Raw genomic sequence first — 20824 nt, forward strand, 5'->3', positions numbered from 1 at the left:
AGCGAGGTGTAAAGATGTCTAGATTTGAGGATAAAAAGCAATTGAAGTGCTCCTTTTGTGGTAAGTCTCAAGATCAAGTAAGGAGATTGATTGCAGGTCCTAATGTATATATTTGTGATGAATGTATTGAATTATGTCAAGAAATCATTCAAGAAGAATTTGATGAAAATCTGGATTTAGATTTAGTAGATTTACCTAAACCTAAGGAAATTAAGTCCATATTAGCTCAGTATGTTATAGGCCAAGAGCAGGCTAAAAAAGCTCTTGCTGTTGCTGTTTATAATCACTACAAGAGAGTAAACATGGATGTTAAAAATGAAGAGGTTGAACTTCAAAAGAGTAATATTGTTATGATTGGACCTACAGGTTCTGGTAAGACTTTATTAGCTCAAACCTTAGCAAAGCTGCTAAACGTTCCCTTTGCCATTGCCGATGCCACTTCCTTAACAGAAGCTGGATATGTAGGTGAAGACGTAGAAAATATATTATTAAAGCTAATTCAAGCTGCTGATTATGATATTGAAAAGGCAGAAAAGGGTATTATTTACATTGATGAAGTTGATAAAATAGCGAAAAAATCAGAGAACCCATCCATCACTCGAGATGTAAGTGGTGAAGGTGTACAACAGGCCCTTTTAAAAATATTAGAGGGAACAGTAGCAAGTGTTCCTCCTCAGGGTGGAAGAAAACATCCCCATCAGGAATTTATTCAAATAGATACAACCAATATTTTGTTTATTTGTGGTGGAGCCTTTGATGGAATAGATAAAATCATTCAAAAACGTACTGGTAAAACCTCTATGGGTTTTGGAGCAGAAATTGTAAGCAAGACAAAATTAGACATAGGTGCTCTGTTAAAGTTGATTCAACCAGAGGATTTATTGAAATATGGTTTGATTCCAGAGTTTGTGGGTAGATTACCAGTAGTAGTGACCCTAGACCAATTAGATGAAGCAGCATTAATTCAAATTTTGACAGAGCCTAAAAATTCATTGGTTAAACAATACAAGAAATTGTTTGAAATTGAAGATGTAGCTTTAGATTTTGAAGAAGCTGCTTTAGAACTTATTGCTAAACGAGGAATTGAAAGAAAAACCGGAGCAAGGGGATTAAGAGGCATTATGGAGGGTTTGATGATGGATATTATGTACGAGATTCCATCTAGAGATGATATTGAAAAAATCATCATCACCAAAGATACTGTAGCAAAGGGTACTGAACCAACCATCGTGTTAAAAAGCTCCAACACAAAAAGTAAAAAAAAGCCGAAGGAATCAGCATCCTAGATAAAAAATCCTAACCCATCATATGGGTTAGGATTTTTTAGATCAATGGGAAGGCTGGTGGTTTCCTCTCCTGTGGATTTTACAAGGAATAAATAACAATACCCATTACCCCTGAAAGCATAATCACACCGATGGGATGAAGCTTAGATTTGTATAGGATTATTAATCCTGCTATGCCTATCATAAAGCCTTTACCATCTACAATAGAAGTTTGAAATAAGGATACACAGGCGGAGGCGATTAATCCGATAACGGCTGGGCGTATCCCTAAGAAAATACCCTCTACAAGGTAGGAACCTTTGTATTTGATGATGATACGGGCCAATGTAGTTACTAGAAAAAAGGAAGCAAAGACAACACCAAAGGTGGCAACAATACTTCCTATTACCCCATACTGTCTAAAGCCTACAAAGGTAGCACTATTGACGGCAATAGGGCCAGGGGACATTTGGGATATGGCTACAATGTCCACAAATTCTGTAGGTTTCAACCACTTATAAATATGTACAACCTCTTCTTCAATGAGGGGAAGCATGGCATAGCCCCCTCCAAAGCTAAAGGCTCCAATTTTTAAAAAAACCAAGAACAAATTAATGAGATCCATGTTGACCCTCCTTGCTTCTGTAGAGTAACCCCACTCCAGCACAGATGCTGACAATTAATATAGGATGAATTTTGAAAAAAACAATACCTATAAAAGCAAAGATCGTTATAGCCAAGTTTAAATAGGTTTTAGAGATAGATTTTGATAGTTTAAGGGCGGACATAAAAATTAACGCTACAATGGCAGGACGAACCCCTTGAAAAAACAGTTGAATGAAGGTAATATCCTTAATTTTATTATAAAAGCTAGCGAATAGAATGATTACCACTAAAGAAGGTAAAACTGTGCCTAAAAGAGCAGTGATGGCTCCACAGATTCCCTTTAGCTTATAGCCTACAAAAACCGCTGTATTGACAGCAATGGGACCCGGTAAACTTTGGGCCACAGCGATGATATCTAAAAACTCCCTTTCCTCAATTAACTGATTGGCTTCAACAATTTCTTTTTGAATGATGGGAACCATAGCATAGCCACCGCCAAAGGTAAAGGCTCCTACACGAAAAAATATATTAAACAATTTGAAGTAGTGATTCATAAAAAACCTCCATAATACCCTCTATTTTACAACACAACTATTGTTAGTATATCACATCCTATAAAAATAATTGAAACAAATTACCTTTTGTTGACTAAACTAACAATTATATCTAAAGGATATTTCACTTTCCTGTGCACATACTAAAATTATAGGACAATGAGAGGAGGTCATATTTTGCCAAATATTTTTTTTCTAGTCCAATTCTTTTTTGCCGTAGTTATTGGACTTTACTTTTTGGGGTTATTAAAAAATCAACAGGGAAATAAATCAGCAATAGAAAAAGAATCAAAAAAAGAGATGGAAAAATTAAGAAAATTAAGGGAAAGTGCTTTAACCATGCCTCTAGCTGAGCAAACTAGACCTACTTCCTTTGATGATATTATTGGACAGGAGGATGGATTGAAGGCCTTGAAGGCAGCATTATGCAGTCCAAATCCCCAGCATGTTCTGATATATGGACCTCCGGGGGTAGGTAAAACTGCAGCCGCTAGGGTTGTTTTAGAAGAAGCTAAAAAAAGTGATCTATCTCCCTTTAATGAGGAATCTAAATTTATAGAAATGGATGCCACTACACTAAGATTTGATGATAGAGGTATAGCTGATCCCTTAATGGGCTCTGTTCATGATCCCATTTACCAAGGGGCAGGACCTTTAGGTCAAGCTGGAATTCCTCAACCAAAGCCCGGTGCCGTCACCAAGGCCCATGGTGGGATATTATTTTTAGATGAAATAGGAGAGCTTCACCCAGTCCAAATCAATAAACTTTTAAAGGTATTAGAAGATAGAAAGGTATATTTAGAAAGCGCTTATTATCATGCAGAGGATGAAAATATTCCCCAACATATTCATGAAATATTTCAAAAAGGATTGCCAGCAGATTTTAGGTTAGTGGGAGCAACCACCAAATCCCCAGGGGACTTACCACCAGCACTAAGATCCCGATGTGTAGAAATTTACTTTCGTCCTTTAAAGTCCGAGGAAATAGGATTGATTGTGAAAAACGCTTGTAAAAAGAGTCACTTTGAAATAGAAGAAAGAGCAATAGAAGAAATAAAAAAATATGCCAGTAATGGTAGGGAAGCTATAAATATTATTCAGATTACAACTGGGTTAGCTTTAACGGAGGGGAGAAAGAAAATATCCCTTACCGATATACAATGGGTGGTGGAAAGTGGTGAGTATAGTCCAAGACCTTGTAAAAAAGTAGGAGCAAAACCTTCCATTGGTTTTGTCAATGGCTTAGCTGTATATGGAGCAAATATGGGAATGGTAATAGAAATAGAGGTTTCGGCGATACAGTTGCCTACAAAGGGTAAGGGCAGGATCATTGTAACAGGAATTATCGATAGGGAAGAAACCAATGGTCCAGGCAGAAGTTTTCAAAGAAGAAGTACAGCCTCGGATTCTGTAGATAATGTACTTACGGTCATGAAAAAATTTTTAAAAATAGATGCTAAGGATTACGATATTCATGTAAATTTCCCAGGAGGTACACCTATAGATGGCCCATCAGCCGGTATTACAATGGTTACAGCTATCTATTCCGCCATTACCAATCAACCAATAGACAATTACTTAGCAATGACTGGAGAAATCTCTATTAGGGGTGGGGTAAAGCCTGTAGGTGCTATTCCAGCAAAAATAGAGGCTGCTAAGGAGGCAGGATGCACACGGATCTTGATACCAAAGGACAATTACCAAGAACGCTTTAAGGAATATAATATAGAAGTCATTCCTGTGGAGGATATAGAGGAAGTCATTCGGTTAGCCACCACACAAAAACCTGCCACCAATAAAAGGACTCCTTCCACTGATAATATTGACTTTGCAGCGGCTTTAGGAAGTAAAGAAAAAAAGTAGTTTAGGACTACTTTTTTTCTTTAGTCTTGATATAATGGTGGAAATTAGGGTAAAATATTGAAAAAAGTTGGATGAAAAGATATAATGGAATCAATTGTGAAATATTTTAAAAGGAGAAGATACTTATGGAAGAGAGAGAAACAAACATTTCAACCAGAACAATCCCTCTAATTCCTTTAAGGGGATTAACTGTTTTTCCATATATGGTTATACATTTTGATGTAGGTAGAGAACGGTCTATTAATGCTTTGGAAGAAGCTATGGTAAATGATCAGCTGGTTTTTTTGGTTTCTCAAAAAGAAGCCGAAATTAATGCCCCTAAATTAGAAGACATATATGAGGTAGGAACCATTGCAAAAATTAAGCAGATGCTGAAGCTTCCAGGAGATACTATTAGAGTATTGGTGGAGGGGATTTCTAGAGCAAAGATCACTAAGGTTTTAAAGGAAACCCCTTACTTTGAAGTTGAGGTAGAAGAAAAAACCTACAAAAACGAAATGGAAATAGATGCTGAAACAGAAGCTTTAATGAGGAGCGTCATTGATGCCTTTGAAGAGTATGTGGAGGTAAGTAATAAAATCTCCCCCGAGATTTTAATCACCATCTCTGAAATTGAGATGCCTGGGAGATTGGCGGATACGATAGCTTCTAATATCTTTATTAAACCAAATGACAAACAAGAAATTATAGAAGCCTTTGATCCCTTAGAAAGACTAGAAACACTCTATAAAATCCTTTTAGAGGAGATTCAAATCTTAGAAATAGAAAAGAAAATAAACAGTCGAGTAAAAAAGCAAATCAATAAAGTACAAAAAGAGTATTATCTAAGAGAGCAGTTAAAGGCCATCCAAAAAGAATTAGGTGAAGATGAGGGGATAGTAGAGGAAGTAGCAGAGTATAAGGAAAGGCTTAAAAAACTAAAGTTTCCTAAGGAGATCCATGAAAAGATTGATAGGGAAATCGATCGATTATTAAAGCTTTCTCCCGCTTCAGCAGAAACAGGAGTAATTCGAAATTACATAGATTGGGCTTTAAATCTTCCTTGGAATAAAGAAACCAAGGATAGACTGGACTTGAAAAAATCTGCTGCTATTTTGGATGAAGACCATTATGGACTAAAGAAGGTCAAGGAAAGAATTTTAGAATATTTAGCAATTCGACAGCTGGCAAAGTCTATGAAGGGCCCTATTCTTTGCTTGGTAGGCCCTCCAGGAGTGGGTAAAACCTCTATAGCTAAATCTATTGCCCGTTCCTTAAATCGAAAATTTGTTAGAATGTCTCTAGGAGGAGTTCGGGATGAAGCAGAAATTAGAGGCCATAGAAGAACCTATGTTGGTGCTATTCCTGGAAGAATTATATCCTCCATCCGTCAAGCAGGAACAAAAAACCCATTATTTCTGTTGGATGAAATTGATAAGTTAGCCAGTGATTTTAGGGGGGATCCAGCTTCAGCCCTATTAGAGGTATTGGACCCTGAGCAAAACCATGATTTTATCGATCATTTTATGGAACTGCCCTTTAATTTATCTAAGGTGATGTTTATAACTACTGCCAATACCTTGGATACCATACCAAGACCTCTACTAGACCGGATGGAGGTTATACGGATTCCTGGTTATACAGAAGAAGAAAAGCTAAATATAGCTTCAAAATATCTATTGCCAAAACAAATTAAAGAACATGGATTAAAGTCCACCACCCTAAAGGTATCAGAAAAGGCCCTCAGGGATATTAGCAATTATTATACTAGGGAGGCTGGGGTAAGAAATCTGGAAAGACAGATTGCTAACCTGTGTCGTAAAGTAGCCAAGAGGGTAGTTGAAGAGAAGTTAAAGGTAATCTCCATTACCCCCGCCAATTTAAAAAAATATTTAGGAAATCCTATTTATAGATATGAAATGGCTAACCAAAAGGATGAAGTAGGTATAGCTAGAGGATTAGCCTGGACTATCGTAGGTGGAGATACCTTGTCTATAGAAGTGACACCTATGCAGGGGGATGGTAAGTTGGCATTGACAGGACAGCTAGGGGATGTTATGAAGGAGTCGGCTAGGGCTGGTATTAGTTACATCCGATCTAAGGTAGAGGATCTAGAAATTGATCCAGCATTCCATAATAAATTAGATATTCATATCCATATACCAGAGGGGGCTACACCAAAGGATGGACCCTCTGCAGGAATTACTATGGCAACAGCAGTTATTTCTGCTTTAACCCATATTCCAGTATATAAGGATGTGGCTATGACGGGTGAAATCACCTTAAGGGGTAGAGTGCTGGCTGTTGGGGGTATTAAGGAAAAGGTATTGGCTGCTAACAGGGCGGGGATTACTAAGATACTTTTACCCGCAGAAAACAAAAGGGATCTAGAAGAAGTACCAGAGAATGTTAAGCGGAAAATGGAATTTGTACTTGTAGATCATATGGATCAAGTACTAGAACACGCCCTAAAGAGAGGGATATAAAATGAAGATTAAAACCTCAGATATTGTTATAAGTGCCGTAGCTCCTAGTCAATATCCAGAAGATATGTTGCCAGAAATTGCTGTAGTAGGTAGATCAAATGTAGGAAAATCCTCCACCATCAACACAATGCTGGGAAGAAAAAAATTGGCTAGAGTAAGTGCTACCCCTGGTAAAACCAGAACAATTAACTTTTTTATTATTAACAAGGAATTTTATTTAGTAGATTTACCTGGTTATGGATATGCTAAAGTATCTAAAACAGAGAAAGCCTCTTGGGGTAAAATTATGGAAACCTATTTGACAAATAGAAAAAACCTTCAGGAAGTAATATTATTGGTGGATATCAGACATGAACCTACCAATGATGATAAAATGATGTATGACTGGATTAAGCATTTTGGATTTGGCAGTATTGTCATTGCAACCAAGTCCGACAAGGTTTCAAGATCCCAACTGCAAAAACATCTAAAGGTGATTCGACAAAGTCTTCAAATGTCAAAGGAAGATAAGATTGTTCCTGTCTCTTCGTTGAAAAAACAGGGGATAGAGGATGCATGGCACCATATTGAAGAGCTGTTTATTGAAAAACAGCTTCCTATTACCATAGAAGAAGCTCCAAAGTAGTTAACTACTTTGGAGCTTCTTCTTTTCTTGATGTTTATTAAATAAAGATTTCCAATCTAGTTCAGCGATAAGCATGCCTGCTAAAATTAAAATTCCTCCGAAGATACCTCCCTTTGTGAGAACTTCTCCTACAAGTATATAAGCAAATAATGCGGCAAAAACAGGTTCGCCAGTATAGATAAGGGCTGTATGGGTTGGAGATGTAAACTTCTGCATAGCATTCTGAACAATATAGGCAAAGGAAGTAGCAAATACTGCTAAAATTAAAATAGAAGTCCATGCACCTACACCCTTAGGCAAAACAGGGATTTCCACTGTAAAGGTAAATAATGTACTTAATATCCCCACCACAGCGATTTGAACAATGCCTAAAGCGATGGAATCCACCTTAACCGTATATTTGCCTACAGTAATAATATGAAGGGCAAAAAATAAAGCACCTATTAAAGTTAATAGATCACCTATATTAAAGGTGAGGGTAGTATCCAAAGTCAGAAACCCTAATCCCAGCAATGCTAGGAAGACACTAACAATAGCAGCTCTCTCGGGCTTTTTCTTTAATAATAGAGCAGACAATATAGGAACGATGACAACAGAAAAACCAGTAATAAACCCGGATTTAGAAGCTGTTGTATAGTTCAACCCTAATGTTTGGAAAGCATAGGCAGTAAATAGGATACAACCTATTAGCACACCATACTTAAGGGTATCCTTCTTGATATTGAGGATATTTTTATAAAATAGTAAAGAAGATAATAACGCAGAGATTAAAAAACGTATTGCTAAAAAATTAAAGGTTTGCAAATGGTCTAAAGAATTTTTAGACAAAACAAAAGAAGCCCCCCATACCATGGCAACTCCCAACAATGCCAAATCCGCTTTTAGTTGTTTAGACACTTTACCTCAACTCCTTCTAAATATATTTAATCGTCAGTTTTAACAACTATCTCAACAATCATTATTTTATCAGAAAAATAAAAAATTTAAAAGATTTAACGAAATATTATTTTTATTTACGGGAGGCATATTAGCAGGAAAGGAGGTAAAAATAGTATAGACAAATAAAAAGCCACCATTAGGTGGCTTTGGTATATAACACTTATTCTGTAGGCTCAAACATGTCCTTGCCTACACCACAGACTGGACATACCCAATCATCTGGAATATCTTCAAAAGCTGTTCCGGGAGCAATACCTGAATCTGGATCTCCCTCCGCTGGATCATAAATATACCCACATGGCACACATAAATATTTTTGCATAGTCCTATCTCCTCTCTCACATTTTAAATATTATATTTTATGGAATTACAATACCATTATACCCTAAATTCTACAGAGGTAAACAAAAAAATGCAACATTTAGAATATTTTTAAATAAAATATAGAAAAATAACAATATTTCCTTTAACAGGTCGTTGACATCCTTGATGGTTTTCTATATAATGAACATTAAAATATAAAAATATTGTGTTTAACTTCATAGATAATAAATGCTTTGAAGGAGAATAGTAAGAGGGTAATGTTTTCTAGAGAGTAAGGTATTGGTGGAAGCCTTATAAACTATCCCTTTGAACCCGCTCTGGAGCTTACGATGATAAAGTCATTACGGTGGTAATCCCGTTACGATTACAAAAGCTGAGCCGTTTTTGGCTAATTAGGGTGGTACCGCGGGTAAACTCTCGTCCCTTTATAGGGATGAGGGTTTTTTATTTTTTGTAGAATACTGAATAAATATTTTAAAAGGAGTGGTGACATGACGGCTTTAGTAAAACAATGTAACAATTTAAAAAGGGCGGCAGAGGTTTTAGGAACAGCCAATACAAAATCTAAAAATGAGGCATTAAAGGAAGTGGCGGAAAGTCTCCAGCAATATACTGATTATATCCTAGAAGAAAATGCTAAGGATATTGAAAATGCAGAAAGAAATAATATGAAGGAAAGTCTCATTGATAGATTGAGACTAACAAAAGATAGAATAGAAGCCATGGTGGATAGTATTTATACCATTGTTGATTTAAAGGACCCTGTGTGGAAAAGTAACGATGTGTGGACATTGGAAAATGGTTTGACTATTAGCAAAATGACAGTACCTATTGGAGTAATTGGTATTATCTATGAATCTAGACCAAATGTAACGGTAGATGCCTTTGCTTTAACCTTAAAAAGCGGTAATGCTGTTTTATTAAGAGGTAGCTCTACTTCTCTCCATTCCAATAGAGCATTGGTATACGCCATTAGGGAAGGACTAAAAAATAGTTCTATACCTGAAGATGTCATTGGCTTTATTGATGATGCAGACAGGTCTGTGGTAAAGGAAATGCTTACTTTGAATAAATATATTGATTTAATTATTCCAAGAGGTGGAAAGGAATTAATCGATTTTGTTGTAAAAAATGCCACTGTACCTACTATTGAGACGGGGGTAGGAAACTGTCATATTTTTGTTGATGAAAGTGCTGATTTAGAAAGGGCTGTAGATATTGTAGAAAATGCAAAGGTTCAACGTCCTGGCGTATGCAATGCCTGTGAAACCCTACTGGTTCATAAGTCAATTGCCAAAGAGCTTCTACCTAAAATTCATGAACGAATTGGTAAAAAAGTAGAATTAAGGGGTTGTAAAGATGTACAAAGCTTTATTGAGGTAAAGACTGCCTTAGAGGAGGATTGGGCTGAAGAGTATTTAGACTATGTTTTAGCTGTTAAGCTTGTTGAGGATGTAGATGCTGCCATTACCCATATTAATCGTTATGGCACAAAGCATTCTGAAGCTATTTTAACCGAAAGCTTCACCAACAGCAACAAATTTTTAAGACAAGTAGACGCAGCAACAGTTTATGTTAATTCCTCTACTAGATTTACCGATGGAGGAGAGTTTGGATTTGGAGGCGAGATGGGAATCAGCACTCAAAAAATCCATGCTAGAGGACCTATGGGTTTAAATGAATTGGTAACCGTAAAATACACCGTTGTTGGTACTGGACAAATTAGAAAGTAGTGGTGATATATGCTAACTGAACTTATAAAAAACAGCAAAAAGATAGTGATTAAAATTGGAAGCAATACTTTAGCAAATGAAGATGGAAGCATATGTAGGGATTTTCTACAGAATCTAAGCAAACAAGTTCACACCCTAGTGGAGGAAGGCAAACAAGTAGTTATTGTATCCTCAGGAGCGAGAATTGCTGGGGTGGCAACCCTAGGAAGATGGATGCGGAAGGAGGATATGCATTATAAGCAAGCCCTATGTTCTATTGGTCAGGTGGAGCTAATGGATGCTTACCGTAGAGTATTTGAAGATCATCACATTCATATTGGACAAATGCTGCTGACTAGAGATGATTTTTGTGATAGAAATAGGACATTAAATATAAGAAATACCCTATTTACCCTAGTAGATGAGGGGGTTGTTCCTATTATCAATGAAAATGACACAGTAAGTGTAGAAGAAATCAAAATCGGAGATAATGATACTTTGGCGGCTCTAACTGCTAATCTATGGAATGCTGATCTACTTATTTTATTTAGTGATATTGATGGTGTTTATGATAAAAACCCAAAAATCCACAAAGATGCTGAGTTGGTGGAGAGGGTAAGGGATATTGAAGGGTTGTTAGCTACAATTGAAGTGGGGGAAGTTAACTCCTTTGGAACAGGAGGTATTGCTACTAAGATTGAGGCTGCTAAAACCGTCAATAACTATGGCATACCTATGATCCTAACCAATGGGAAAAAAGAAGATATTTTATTAAAGCTGATAAATGGTGTAGAGAAGGCAACAGTATTTGAAGGAATGAAGAGGTGAAGAAGATGAAACGTAAAATTGGTATAATTGGAGCTGGAAATATAGCCTATTCTATTGTGAAGGGATTAGTTGATACTTTTCCAGAGATCCATGAAAATATATACATTAGCAACAGAACCTTCGCAAAGGCTGAAACCTTTAAAGAGGCATTTAACGTTCAGCCACAGACAAGCAATATAGAGGTTGTGAAAAAATGTGACATTATTTTATTAACAGTAAAACCTAATGCATATAAGTATGTACTGGAGGAAATAAAAGAATTTATTAGGGAAGATCAAATCATTGTTTCTATTGCAGCAGGTATTTCCATAAAATATATTGAGGGCTTCTATCACCAACCTATAAAGATTGTTAGAACTATGACCAACACATCGGTATTAGTAGGGGAAGGTATGACAGCTCTAGCACCTAATCAACAGGTAACGAAGGAAGAACTAGATGATGTTTGTGAGATTTTCAAAAGTATCGGCAAAATTGATGTCATAGAGGAAGAACATTTAGATGTTGTGGCCTCTATTAGTGCCAGTAGCCCTGCCTATGTCTATATGTTTATTGAAGCCTTAGCTGATGGTGGTGTACTGGAGGGAATGTCTAGAAAAAAAGCCTATCAGTATGCGGCTCAAGCTGTATTAGGTGCTGCTAAAATGGTTTTGGAGACCCAAAAGCATCCAGGAGAATTAAAGGATATGATTTGTTCTCCAGCCGGTATTACGATAGAAGCCGTCTATGCTCTGGAACGAAACCACTTTAGAGCTTCAATTATCGAGGCCATGGAGGCTTGCACAGCGAAGTCCAAAGAGCTTATTGATAAATAGAATGAAAGGATTTCTCTGATTCCAACAATGCAACATTAATAATAAAAATTTCATCATAGATTTTAAAACCTTCTATTAACAATAAAATACATTGGAAATTTCTAAGAAAATAAACAAGTTATGCAATTTTTAACAACAGAATTTCAATATTTTAAATATTGTATACAAAACTATTGAATATTGTACTATTTTAGCTTATAATATAAAGTGTTTCTAGGGCGATATAAAATCAACCGTTATCTTTTCATTGTCACCCATAAATATCATATGATTTATAAAACAAAATGAAAATCACAAATTTTAGATAGGTGTCGATTAGTTGACACCTATTATTTAAACACAATTATCATTGAAACAATACTATTTACATATATAGTATTATAAATAAAAGTTTTTAATGAGACAGAAAAGTGTCAAAAGTCCATGGTTTTAAAAAGAAAAATATTCTTCACAATATTATTTATACTTTAAAGCTATGACCTATTAAATTTTTATGAAGGGAGGGGTGACGAAGTTTTGATTTTAACTATAAAAGCAAGGAGGTAGATTTATGAGTCAAAACAAAGAGCAATGGGGAAGTAGAATGGGGTTTATTGCAGCTGCTATTGGTATGGCTATAGGGACAGGTAATATTTGGAGGTTTCCTAGGGTAGCTGCCGCCAATGGAGGAGGTCCCTTTGTTATTGCTTGGACCATCGCTTTATTTGTATGGGCAATTCCATTATTGATGGGCGAAATGGTCATGGGTAGGAAAACTGGTTTAGGAACTATAGGAGCCTTCAGGGATTTTGTAGGAAAAAAATATACCTGGATGGGTACATGGATTGCAGTTGTGTGTCTAGGCATTATGTTTTATTATTCAGTAGTTATGGGATGGTGTGTAAAGTACTTTACTTTAGCAGTTTCAGGAGCATTTCAACCAGGTATAAGTATTACTGAAACAGAGGCCATCTGGAATGTATTCACCGCTGCACCTTCTCAAACTATATTATTTCATTTTCTCTCTATGCTGATAGCAGGATTTATTATTTATCGAGGAGTATCGGGGGGAATAGAAAAAGCCTCTAAAATTATGATACCAACCTTGTTTGTTCTATTAATTTTAGCAGTTATAAGATCTTTAACTCTTCCAGGTGCTATGCAGGGCTTAGAATATTTATTTAGTCCTAATTTACACATGTTAGGAAACCCAACCATATGGTTAGAGGCCTTTACACAGGCTGCATGGTCAACAGGAGCTGGATGGGGTTTTATTATTACTTATGCAACCTATACCAAGATGAAGGAAGATGTTGCAGGAAACTGTATGATTATGGGCTTTGGAGACAATCTTGGTGCATTGATTGCCGGGATGACAGTATTACCAGCCATCTATGCATTATCTCCTACAGCTGAGTTTGCAGCCGATGCTCTATCTTCTGGTAATACAGGAATTACTTTTATTTATTTAGCTCAATTATTTACAAAAATGCCTGCAGGAGGAGCTTTGGCAGCTATCTTCTTCTTAGCAATGGCTATTTCTGCCCTATCTTCCTTATTACCTATGATCGAAGTTGGAGTTAGAAACCTAATGGATATGGGCTTTAACCGTAGTAAAGCAACCCTTAGTATTGTGGCAGCTGGATTTTTATTAGGGATTCCTTCAGCCTATAGCTTAGCCTTTTTAGATAATCAAGACTGGGTTTGGGGGGTAGGCTTATTAGTAAGTGGTTTATTTGTTGCTTTCGCTTTAATGAAATATGGTGTTGAAAAAGCCAGAAATAAGGATATTAATACAGAGTGGGCAGACTTTAAGGTTGGAAAATGGTGGTCTACATGTATCAGACTATTTCCTGTATTCTTTGTAGTTGTAACCGGGTGGTGGTTTATGCAGGCGATTTCATGGTATCCAGGAAACTGGTGGGCTCCATTTGAAGTTTTTAGTGCTGGAACCATTATATTTCAGTGGGCTATCGTGCTGGTTTTCGCCTTCCTAACAAACAATTGGCTGGCCAATAGGGTTGGTGAGGGTAGAGATATTACCCTAGGGAATGGCAAAGGCTTAATGTAAGGGGGATGATAATATGTCAGCAACTTCTATAGTTATGATGATAGCAGTACTAGGTTTTTATGGTGTAGGCTTTGTTTTGCTAGTCAACAAAGCTTTTAAATCCAAAGAAACAAAATAATCCTAAAGTTTTTGGATTCCCTCCTTAAGGAGGGAGTCCAAAACTAAAAGAAATGGGGGATTGACTGTGCGCATAGATAAACACCCTATTTTATCCTTTCAAAGAGAAAAGAAGATAACCTTTACCTATAATGGTGAACCAGTGGAGGGCTATGAAGGTGAAACCATCGCAGCTGCCCTGCATGCTGCTGGGGTGAAGGTTTTAAGTCATAGTATAGAAAATCATAGGCCAAGGGGATTTTATTGTGCTATTGGCAACTGTTCCTCCTGCTTTATGGAGGTAAACGGTGAAGCCAATGTGAGAATCTGTGTAGAACCTTTAAAGGAGGGAATGATTGTAAAAACCCAAGAAGGAAAAGGTGATATTCTATGAAGAGGGTAGAATTATTGGTGATAGGAGGAGGCCCTGCAGGACTATGTGCAGCCATTAGTGCAGCTGAGTTAGGCAGTAGGGTTCTATTGGTGGAAAGGGATAACTGGTTAGGAGGACAATTAATTAAACAAACCCATATGTTTTTTGGTTCAGAAAAACAACATGCTTCAATAAGGGGAATTGACATTGCAAAGCTATTACTAGATAAAATTAAAGACTTAAAAAATATTGAAGTTATGAAGGGTACTACAGTTTTAGGGATTTATGAAGATGGAATTATTACTTTAGAATCCCAGGGAAAATACATAAAGGTAGATCCTAAAGCTGTTATTGTGGCTACTGGCGCCAGTGAAAAGACCCTTGCCTTCCCCAATAACGACCTTCCAGGAATCTATGGTGCAGGAGCAGTACAAACCTTAATGAATGTATATGGAATAAGGCCTGGAAAGGATGTATTAATGATAGGCGCTGGAAATATAGGCTTAATTGTCAGCTATCAGCTTATACAGGCTGGGGTCAATGTAAAGGCTATTGTACAGCGGGGACCAAAAATTGGAGGATATTTAGTTCATGCTTCTAAAATAAGGAGAAAGGGAGTTCCTATTTACACCGGCTATACCATCAAAGAAGCCCATGGTAAGGATAGTTTAGAAGGTGCGACTATATGGAAGCTGGATGAAAGATCGCATCCTATACCTGGAACCGAAATAAAGTTAGATGTAGATGTCATGTGTGTTTCTGTAGGATTGACGCCATTGGCTGAATTGTTGTGGCAAGCAGGATGTCAAATGCAGTATGTAGGGGCATTAGGAGGCTTTGTACCTATACGGGATGAAGATATGCAAACTACTACACAGGGAATCTTTGTGGCGGGGGATGTAGCAGGTGTAGAGGAGGCCAGCAGTGCTATGGTGGAGGGTCATTTAGCAGGGCTATCAGCAGCTTCTCATCTAGGATATACCATATACAATATAAAGGAGTTAAAGCAGGATTTATTGAATCAACTGGAGGCTTTAAGGTCTGGGCCAGTTGGAGAAAAAATAAGGTTAGGTATACAAGAAGCCACATCTATCAAGGAAGTAACTGCATCAGCAGGATTATAGGGGGTGGAAAAATGTTAGCAAGTACTGGTGTGCCAACAAAGGAGGACTTAAATAAGGTTTTTCCATCAGAGGAACGACTGGCAAAGGGGCCGGTTGTGGTTGTAGAATGTTTTCAAGAAATTCCATGTAATCCCTGTTATACCGCCTGTAATAGAAATGCCATCAAGGAATTTAAAGACATCAACCATTTGCCTACTGTAGATCATGATGTCTGTAATGGATGTAGCCTATGTGTTGCCAATTGTCCTGGCCTGGCTATTATGGTGGTGGATATGACCTATTCAAAGGATGAAGCATTATTGAAAATCCCCTACGAATTTTTACCCCTACCAGAAGAAGGGGATGTAGTAAAGGGTCTAGATAGAGAAGGCAAAGAAATTGATGATGTAAGGATTGTAAAGATTTTAAACACAAAGGCTTTAGATAGAACCCCTATTATTGCTATAGCAGTAAAAAAGGAACATGTAAGGATTATTAGAAACATACAGGTGGATGATAAAACCTTCAGTAAAGTTTCTTGTTGTGGGGAAGCTACAGCAGAGAATGTTGAAGAAATGTCAAAAGAAACAGTTGTGTGCCGCTGTTCTGATGTTACATTGGAAGACATAAGGGAATTAATTGGTAAGGGCTATACAACCTTTGATGAGATAAAGAGAATTAGTAGAGTTGGTATGGGACCCTGTCAAGGAAGAACCTGTGGTCAGATTATACTAAGGGAGCTTGCTCAAATAACGGGAACATCTATTGAAAAACTAATGTTGGGTACCTATAGACCTCCAGTAAAATCCATGAAGCTTGGAGAAATTGTGGAGGCTGCCTTAGGAGGTGAAGCCCATGATTAAAACTGCAGATGCTGTCATTATAGGGGGAGGCATTTCAGGGGTAGCTATAGCCTACAATTTAGCAAAAAAAGGCATGAAAAATGTTGTAATTTTAGAAAGAGAGTATTTAGCCAGTGGAGCTACTGGAAGATGCGGTGCTGGGATTCGACAACAGTGGGGAACAGAAATGAACTGTAAAATGGCTAAAATCTCCTGTGATTTCTTTGAAACAGCCAATGAAGAATTAGAATATGAAGGAGATATTGAATTTAAGCAAGGGGGATACTTATTACTATCCAGTACAGAAAAAGAACATCAGCAGTTTATTAAAAATGTTGCATTACAAAATAGCTTAGGTGTACCTTCCCAGCTTTTGACCCTAGAGGAGGCAAAGGAAATTGTTCCTTTCTTGAATACAGAGGGTCTAATCAGTGCCACATATTGTGAGAAAGATGGTCACCTCAATCCCTTCCATACAACCCAAGCCTATGCAGCTGGAGGAGAAAGGTTAGGTGTAAAAATATATAAGTATACAGAAGTAACCGACATTATCGTTAAAAATGGCAAAGTGCAGGGAGTAAGAACAACAAAAGGGGATATTGCCACCAACATCGTTGTTAATGCTGCAGGGGGTTATGCCCAGCTTATAGGAAAAATGGTGGGTTTAGATTTACCCCTATATTCTGAAAGACATCAAATTCTCGTAACAGAACCAGTGGATACGGTACTAAAACCGATGGTAATGTCCTTTTCCCTAAATCTTTATTGTCAGCAGGTACCCCATGGTGGATTTATTATGGGGAGGGGAGATGACACAGAACCAAGGGATTATCGTATTACCTCCAGTTGGCAGTTTTTAGATGAAATGACGAAAACAGTTACAAGGCTATTGCCTCCCCTAAGAAATGCAAGACTATTAAGGCAATGGGCGGGACTTTATAATATGACTCCAGATCGTCAACCGATTTACGGATCAGTGGACGAGGTGGAAGGCTTCTACCTAGCAGTGGGCTATAGTGGTCATGGATTTATGTTTGGCCCTGCTACGGGATTATTGATGGCAGAAACGATTTTAGGAGAAGATACCACCATTTCAATTGATATGCTTCATTTAAACCGCTTTAAAAAAGGTAAATTAATCTTTGAACCATCGGTTGTATAGAAAATAATTCTAATAAAATTGCCCTCTCCATTTTTAAATAGAGAGGGTTTAGATTGTACAAAAGACACAGGAAACAGAGGGGTGGCCAACTTAAATAATGGATGAAAGCTTCATTGCAAAAACTATGGGTAAAAGATATAATGAAATTAGTAAATAAATAATAAATTATGGAAAGAAGGATGCTCTTGACTACTGAAACAAAAGCCCAATGGGTAAAAATCATTAAAAAACTTCCCTCACTTTTTCTAGGATGCTTCCTATTTGCCACTGGAACAGTAGCTACTCTATATGGAGGACTTGGCATGAGTCCCTGGGGTGTATTCCATATGGGAATAGCCAATCACACCCCCTTCACATTAGGACAGGTAACCCAGCTATTGGGATTAATCATTCTGTTGATAGGCTATAAGATGGGACGGATACCAGGTTTAGGTACAATTTGCAATATGATTTTCGTAGGAGGATTTATGGACCTAATAGAAAAATTAGGGGTGTTGAGGGTTCCTGAAACTCTTGTTGGTAAGTTTACTATGCTGGCATTTGGTATCCTTATCAGTGGTTGGGGATCTTACTTTTATTTAAGGGTTCAGCTGGGGGCAGGACCAAGGGATGGTTTAATGGAGGGGTTGGTAAAAAAACTGAAAAAGCCTGTATGGCTTATTCGTGGAACTATGGAGACCACTGTATTAATATTAGGTTATTTCCTGGGAGGACCTGTAGGTATTGGAACTGTTATAACTGCCCTTACCCTAGGATTTTCTGTACAATTTGCCTTTAGGCTAGGGGGATACAGCCCTAAAAAGGCAAGGCATATCAATTTCTTAGAGATGTTTAAACTGCTTTCTGGAAAGGATTTATGCAAAGAAACCTCCTATTGAGATTAAAGGACATATATACAACAGCTTCAAGGCCCCATGGGCCTTTTTACGTGCTTGAAAAAAAGAAGGGTTTAGGTCAAGAGACCTAAAAAATAAAAAAAATTAAAAATAAAATTCAAAAAAAAGGGAAATACAAAAAAATGTCGAAAAGTAGAAAAATGTCGAAAATTAATATGAAATAATGCAGAAATTATAAGAGGGATTCAAGTCTATGCTTGGAAACCCAATTATAAAAAGAAGGGGTTTAGTTTTGTTATTTACTATAAGGGGGAATGATATATGACATTAAATTTATCCAAACGAATTACTTTGCTAATAATGGTACTTATTGCAGTGGTTTCTTTAGGATTAGGTATAACTGCAATAAAACTTAGCTCTGATGCTGTTAGAACTGAAGTAGAAAATGCCCTTCTACTTCTTGCTGAAGAAGCTGACGACTATATCGAAGCTAGAATACAAGGAAGCCTTGATGTTTTAGAAACGATAGCCAATTATAATGCTATGAGGAGTATGGATTGGGAGGAGCAAAAGGAGACTTTAGCCTTAGAGCTTGAAAGGCTGCACCATAGGGGATATTTAGGAATGGGGATTGTTTTTCCTAATGGAACTGCCAAGTACAGTGATGATAGTGAGGCTGAATTAGGGGATCGAGAATATGTAAGGAAAGCCTTTAGAGGGGAAAGCAATGTTTCTGATGTAATTATTAGCAGAGTTACCAACTCGGCAGTATTGATGTATGCAGTACCTATCTATAGCTTTGAGGGAGAGATAGAAGGGGTATTGATAGCCCGATTGCCAGCAAGTTCGATTAATGATGTAACAGACAGAATGGGCTTTGGAGAAAATGGGTATGCCTATGTCCTGGGAGCTGATGGTACCATTTATGCCCATCCTAATAGAGAAAATGTTATGAATCAAAGAAATATATTTGAAGATATAGAAAGTGATGGAGTATTTAAAAATGTGGGATTAGCCATAAGAGACCTTGAACTAGGAAAATCTAGCGTCATTCATTATGAGGCTTCTGGGAGTCCTAGATACATGGGGATTTCCACTATAGATAGTACAGGATGGGTTGTTGGTATTGGTGCCCATGAAGGTGATGTTCTAGCTGGGTTAAATAATTTAAGGAATATAATTTTTATAATTGCTTTAATAGTTATGGCAATAGGGATGGCAGTGGCAATTATTTTAGGAAAATCCATATCAAAACCCATTATGGAGCTAGACGAAATCATCGAAAGATTAGCTAAATATGATTTGACCTTGGATGACAATAGTAAAGTAATAAAGTATTTAAATAGAAAGGATGAGATAGGAACTATAAGCATAGCATTGACGACGATGCAGAAAAACTTTGTTGCCTTAATTAAAGCTATAGGGAACACCGCTCAACAGGTGGCATCATCATCAGAAGAACTTACGGCCACAAGTCATCAATCGGCTACAGCAGCAGATGAAGTGGCTAGAACGATAGAAGAAATAGCACAGGGCGCAGGTGACCAGGCGAAGGATACGGAAAATGGTGTAGAACATATCAATGAGTTAGGTAAACTATTGGAGAAGGAACAACAATATATCGAGGATTTAAATATTTCTGCCAATGAAGTAACTAGACTAAAGGATGAAGGTTTTGTGATTTTAAAGGATTTAGTAGAGAAGACAGAAATCAGCAATAAATCAGCAAAGGAAATACATGATGTTATTATAAATACCGATGAAAGTGCAACAAAAATAGAAAATGCCAGCAAAATGATTAAAAATATAGCAGAACAAACCAACCTATTAGCACTGAATGCAGCTATAGAAGCAGCTAGAGCAGGGGAAGCTGGACGGGGCTTTGCTGTTGTAGCGGAGGAAATACGAAAGCTAGCAGAAGAATCCAATAAATTTACAGAAGAAATCGCGGGTATCATTAAAGAATTAACGGATAAAACAGAATATGCAGTTAACACAATGGAAGAGGTGGGTAAAACTGTAGCATCTCAAACACAAAGTGTAAAGTTAACCAATGATAAATTTAAAGGCATTGATAGTGCAATTGAGGCAATGAAGGGGATAATAGTACAAATCAATGAATCATCCCAGGTGATGGAAGGTAAAAAAAGTGAAATGATAGGGATTATTGAAAATCTATCGGCTATATCCCAAGAGAATGCAGCTGGAACGGAGGAAGCCTCTGCTGCTGTTGAAGAACAAACTGCCTCCATGGAGGAAATAGCCAGTGCCAGTGAAACACTAGCACAATTAGCAGAGGAAATGCAGGAGAATATTGCTAGGTTTAAATATTAATTATAGAACTGCAAAGCAGGCTGGACATCAAT

General features: G+C 37.3%; 18 protein-coding genes and 1 other annotated feature. Of the genes, 14 read left to right on the forward strand and 4 right to left on the reverse strand.

The window, feature by feature from the left end:
• The first annotated feature begins 14 nt into the window (after positions 1 to 14).
• Positions 15 to 1286, forward strand: coding sequence for an ATP-dependent Clp protease ATP-binding subunit ClpX (clpX, locus tag BLS22_RS02430; protein ID WP_090549809.1), 1272 nt, complete (start codon positions 15 to 17; stop codon positions 1284 to 1286).
• A 79-nt stretch (positions 1287 to 1365) separates the two neighbouring features.
• On the opposite strand, the gene BLS22_RS02435 is transcribed toward clpX, so the two are convergent.
• Positions 1366 to 1890, reverse strand: a complete 525-nt coding sequence (locus BLS22_RS02435; RefSeq protein ID WP_090549812.1) for a chromate transporter — start codon at positions 1888 to 1890, stop codon at positions 1366 to 1368.
• Positions 1877 to 2425, reverse strand: coding sequence for a chromate transporter (locus tag BLS22_RS02440; protein ID WP_090549815.1), 549 nt, complete (start codon positions 2423 to 2425; stop codon positions 1877 to 1879). The genes BLS22_RS02435 and BLS22_RS02440 overlap by 14 nt, the downstream gene beginning before the upstream one ends.
• Positions 2426 to 2602: 177 nt before the next feature.
• Here BLS22_RS02440 and lonB point away from each other — a divergent pair, with 177 nt between their 5' ends.
• The 3 genes from lonB (at position 2603) to yihA (ending at position 7378) form a co-directional block, all read left to right on the forward strand.
• Positions 2603 to 4288 (forward strand): ATP-dependent protease LonB, encoded by a 1686-nt coding sequence (gene lonB / locus BLS22_RS02445; RefSeq protein ID WP_330386451.1) that lies wholly within the window; start codon positions 2603 to 2605, stop codon positions 4286 to 4288.
• Between the two features lie 125 nt (positions 4289 to 4413).
• On the forward strand, positions 4414 to 6753 hold the full coding sequence (lon, locus tag BLS22_RS02450) for an endopeptidase La (RefSeq protein WP_090549820.1): 2340 nt from the start codon (positions 4414 to 4416) through the stop codon (positions 6751 to 6753).
• A 1-nt stretch (position 6754) separates the two neighbouring features.
• Complete coding sequence (gene yihA / locus BLS22_RS02455; protein ID WP_090549824.1) at positions 6755 to 7378, forward strand: ribosome biogenesis GTP-binding protein YihA/YsxC; 624 nt, start codon at positions 6755 to 6757, stop codon at positions 7376 to 7378.
• Here yihA and BLS22_RS02460 read toward each other — a convergent pair whose 3' ends face one another.
• Together BLS22_RS02460 and rd are read right to left on the reverse strand one after the other, a co-directional pair.
• Positions 7379 to 8275, reverse strand: a complete 897-nt coding sequence (locus tag BLS22_RS02460; RefSeq protein WP_090549827.1) for a DMT family transporter — start codon at positions 8273 to 8275, stop codon at positions 7379 to 7381.
• 202 nt (positions 8276 to 8477) lie between these two features.
• Positions 8478 to 8639 (reverse strand): rubredoxin, encoded by a 162-nt coding sequence (gene rd, locus BLS22_RS02465; protein ID WP_090549830.1) that lies wholly within the window; start codon positions 8637 to 8639, stop codon positions 8478 to 8480.
• Positions 8640 to 8865: 226 nt separating this feature from the next.
• Positions 8866 to 9069, forward strand: a binding site (T-box leader).
• A gap of 63 nt (positions 9070 to 9132) precedes the next feature.
• On the opposite strand from rd, the gene BLS22_RS02470 reads away from it, so the two are divergent.
• The 10 genes from BLS22_RS02470 (at position 9133) to BLS22_RS02520 (ending at position 20792) form a co-directional block, all read left to right on the forward strand.
• The gene (locus BLS22_RS02470) at positions 9133 to 10374 is read left to right on the forward strand and encodes a glutamate-5-semialdehyde dehydrogenase (protein ID WP_090549832.1); all 1242 of its coding nucleotides are present in this window, start codon (positions 9133 to 9135) and stop codon (positions 10372 to 10374) included.
• Positions 10375 to 10383: 9 nt separating this feature from the next.
• The gene (gene proB, locus BLS22_RS02475) at positions 10384 to 11181 is read left to right on the forward strand and encodes a glutamate 5-kinase (protein ID WP_090549834.1); all 798 of its coding nucleotides are present in this window, start codon (positions 10384 to 10386) and stop codon (positions 11179 to 11181) included.
• A gap of 5 nt (positions 11182 to 11186) precedes the next feature.
• Positions 11187 to 11996 (forward strand): pyrroline-5-carboxylate reductase, encoded by an 810-nt coding sequence (gene proC, locus BLS22_RS02480; protein ID WP_090549837.1) that lies wholly within the window; start codon positions 11187 to 11189, stop codon positions 11994 to 11996.
• A gap of 550 nt (positions 11997 to 12546) precedes the next feature.
• Positions 12547 to 14046: a sodium-dependent transporter gene (locus BLS22_RS02485; protein WP_090549840.1), complete on the forward strand. Its 1500-nt coding sequence runs from the start codon at positions 12547 to 12549 to the stop codon at positions 14044 to 14046.
• Between the two features lie 184 nt (positions 14047 to 14230).
• Positions 14231 to 14536: a (2Fe-2S)-binding protein gene (locus tag BLS22_RS02490; RefSeq protein ID WP_090549843.1), complete on the forward strand. Its 306-nt coding sequence runs from the start codon at positions 14231 to 14233 to the stop codon at positions 14534 to 14536.
• Entirely contained in the window at positions 14533 to 15639 is a 1107-nt protein-coding gene (locus BLS22_RS02495) for an NAD(P)/FAD-dependent oxidoreductase (protein ID WP_090549846.1), read from the forward strand. The genes BLS22_RS02490 and BLS22_RS02495 overlap by 4 nt, the downstream gene beginning before the upstream one ends.
• Before the next feature lie 11 nt (positions 15640 to 15650).
• On the forward strand, positions 15651 to 16481 hold the full coding sequence (locus BLS22_RS15335; RefSeq protein WP_244269436.1) for a (2Fe-2S)-binding protein: 831 nt from the start codon (positions 15651 to 15653) through the stop codon (positions 16479 to 16481).
• A complete protein-coding gene (locus tag BLS22_RS02510) occupies positions 16474 to 17622 on the forward strand; it encodes an NAD(P)/FAD-dependent oxidoreductase (protein ID WP_090549849.1) in 1149 nt (382 codons plus the stop codon). Before BLS22_RS15335 ends, BLS22_RS02510 begins: the two co-directional genes overlap by 8 nt.
• Positions 17623 to 17807: 185 nt before the next feature.
• Positions 17808 to 18500, forward strand: a complete 693-nt coding sequence (locus BLS22_RS02515; protein ID WP_330386452.1) for a YczE/YyaS/YitT family protein — start codon at positions 17808 to 17810, stop codon at positions 18498 to 18500.
• A 279-nt stretch (positions 18501 to 18779) separates the two neighbouring features.
• The gene (locus BLS22_RS02520) at positions 18780 to 20792 is read left to right on the forward strand and encodes a methyl-accepting chemotaxis protein (protein ID WP_090549855.1); all 2013 of its coding nucleotides are present in this window, start codon (positions 18780 to 18782) and stop codon (positions 20790 to 20792) included.
• The last annotated feature ends 32 nt before the right edge of the window (positions 20793 to 20824 follow it).

Source organism: Natronincola ferrireducens (assembly GCF_900100845.1).
Lineage (GTDB): Bacteria > Bacillota > Clostridia > Peptostreptococcales > Natronincolaceae > Natronincola_B > Natronincola_B ferrireducens.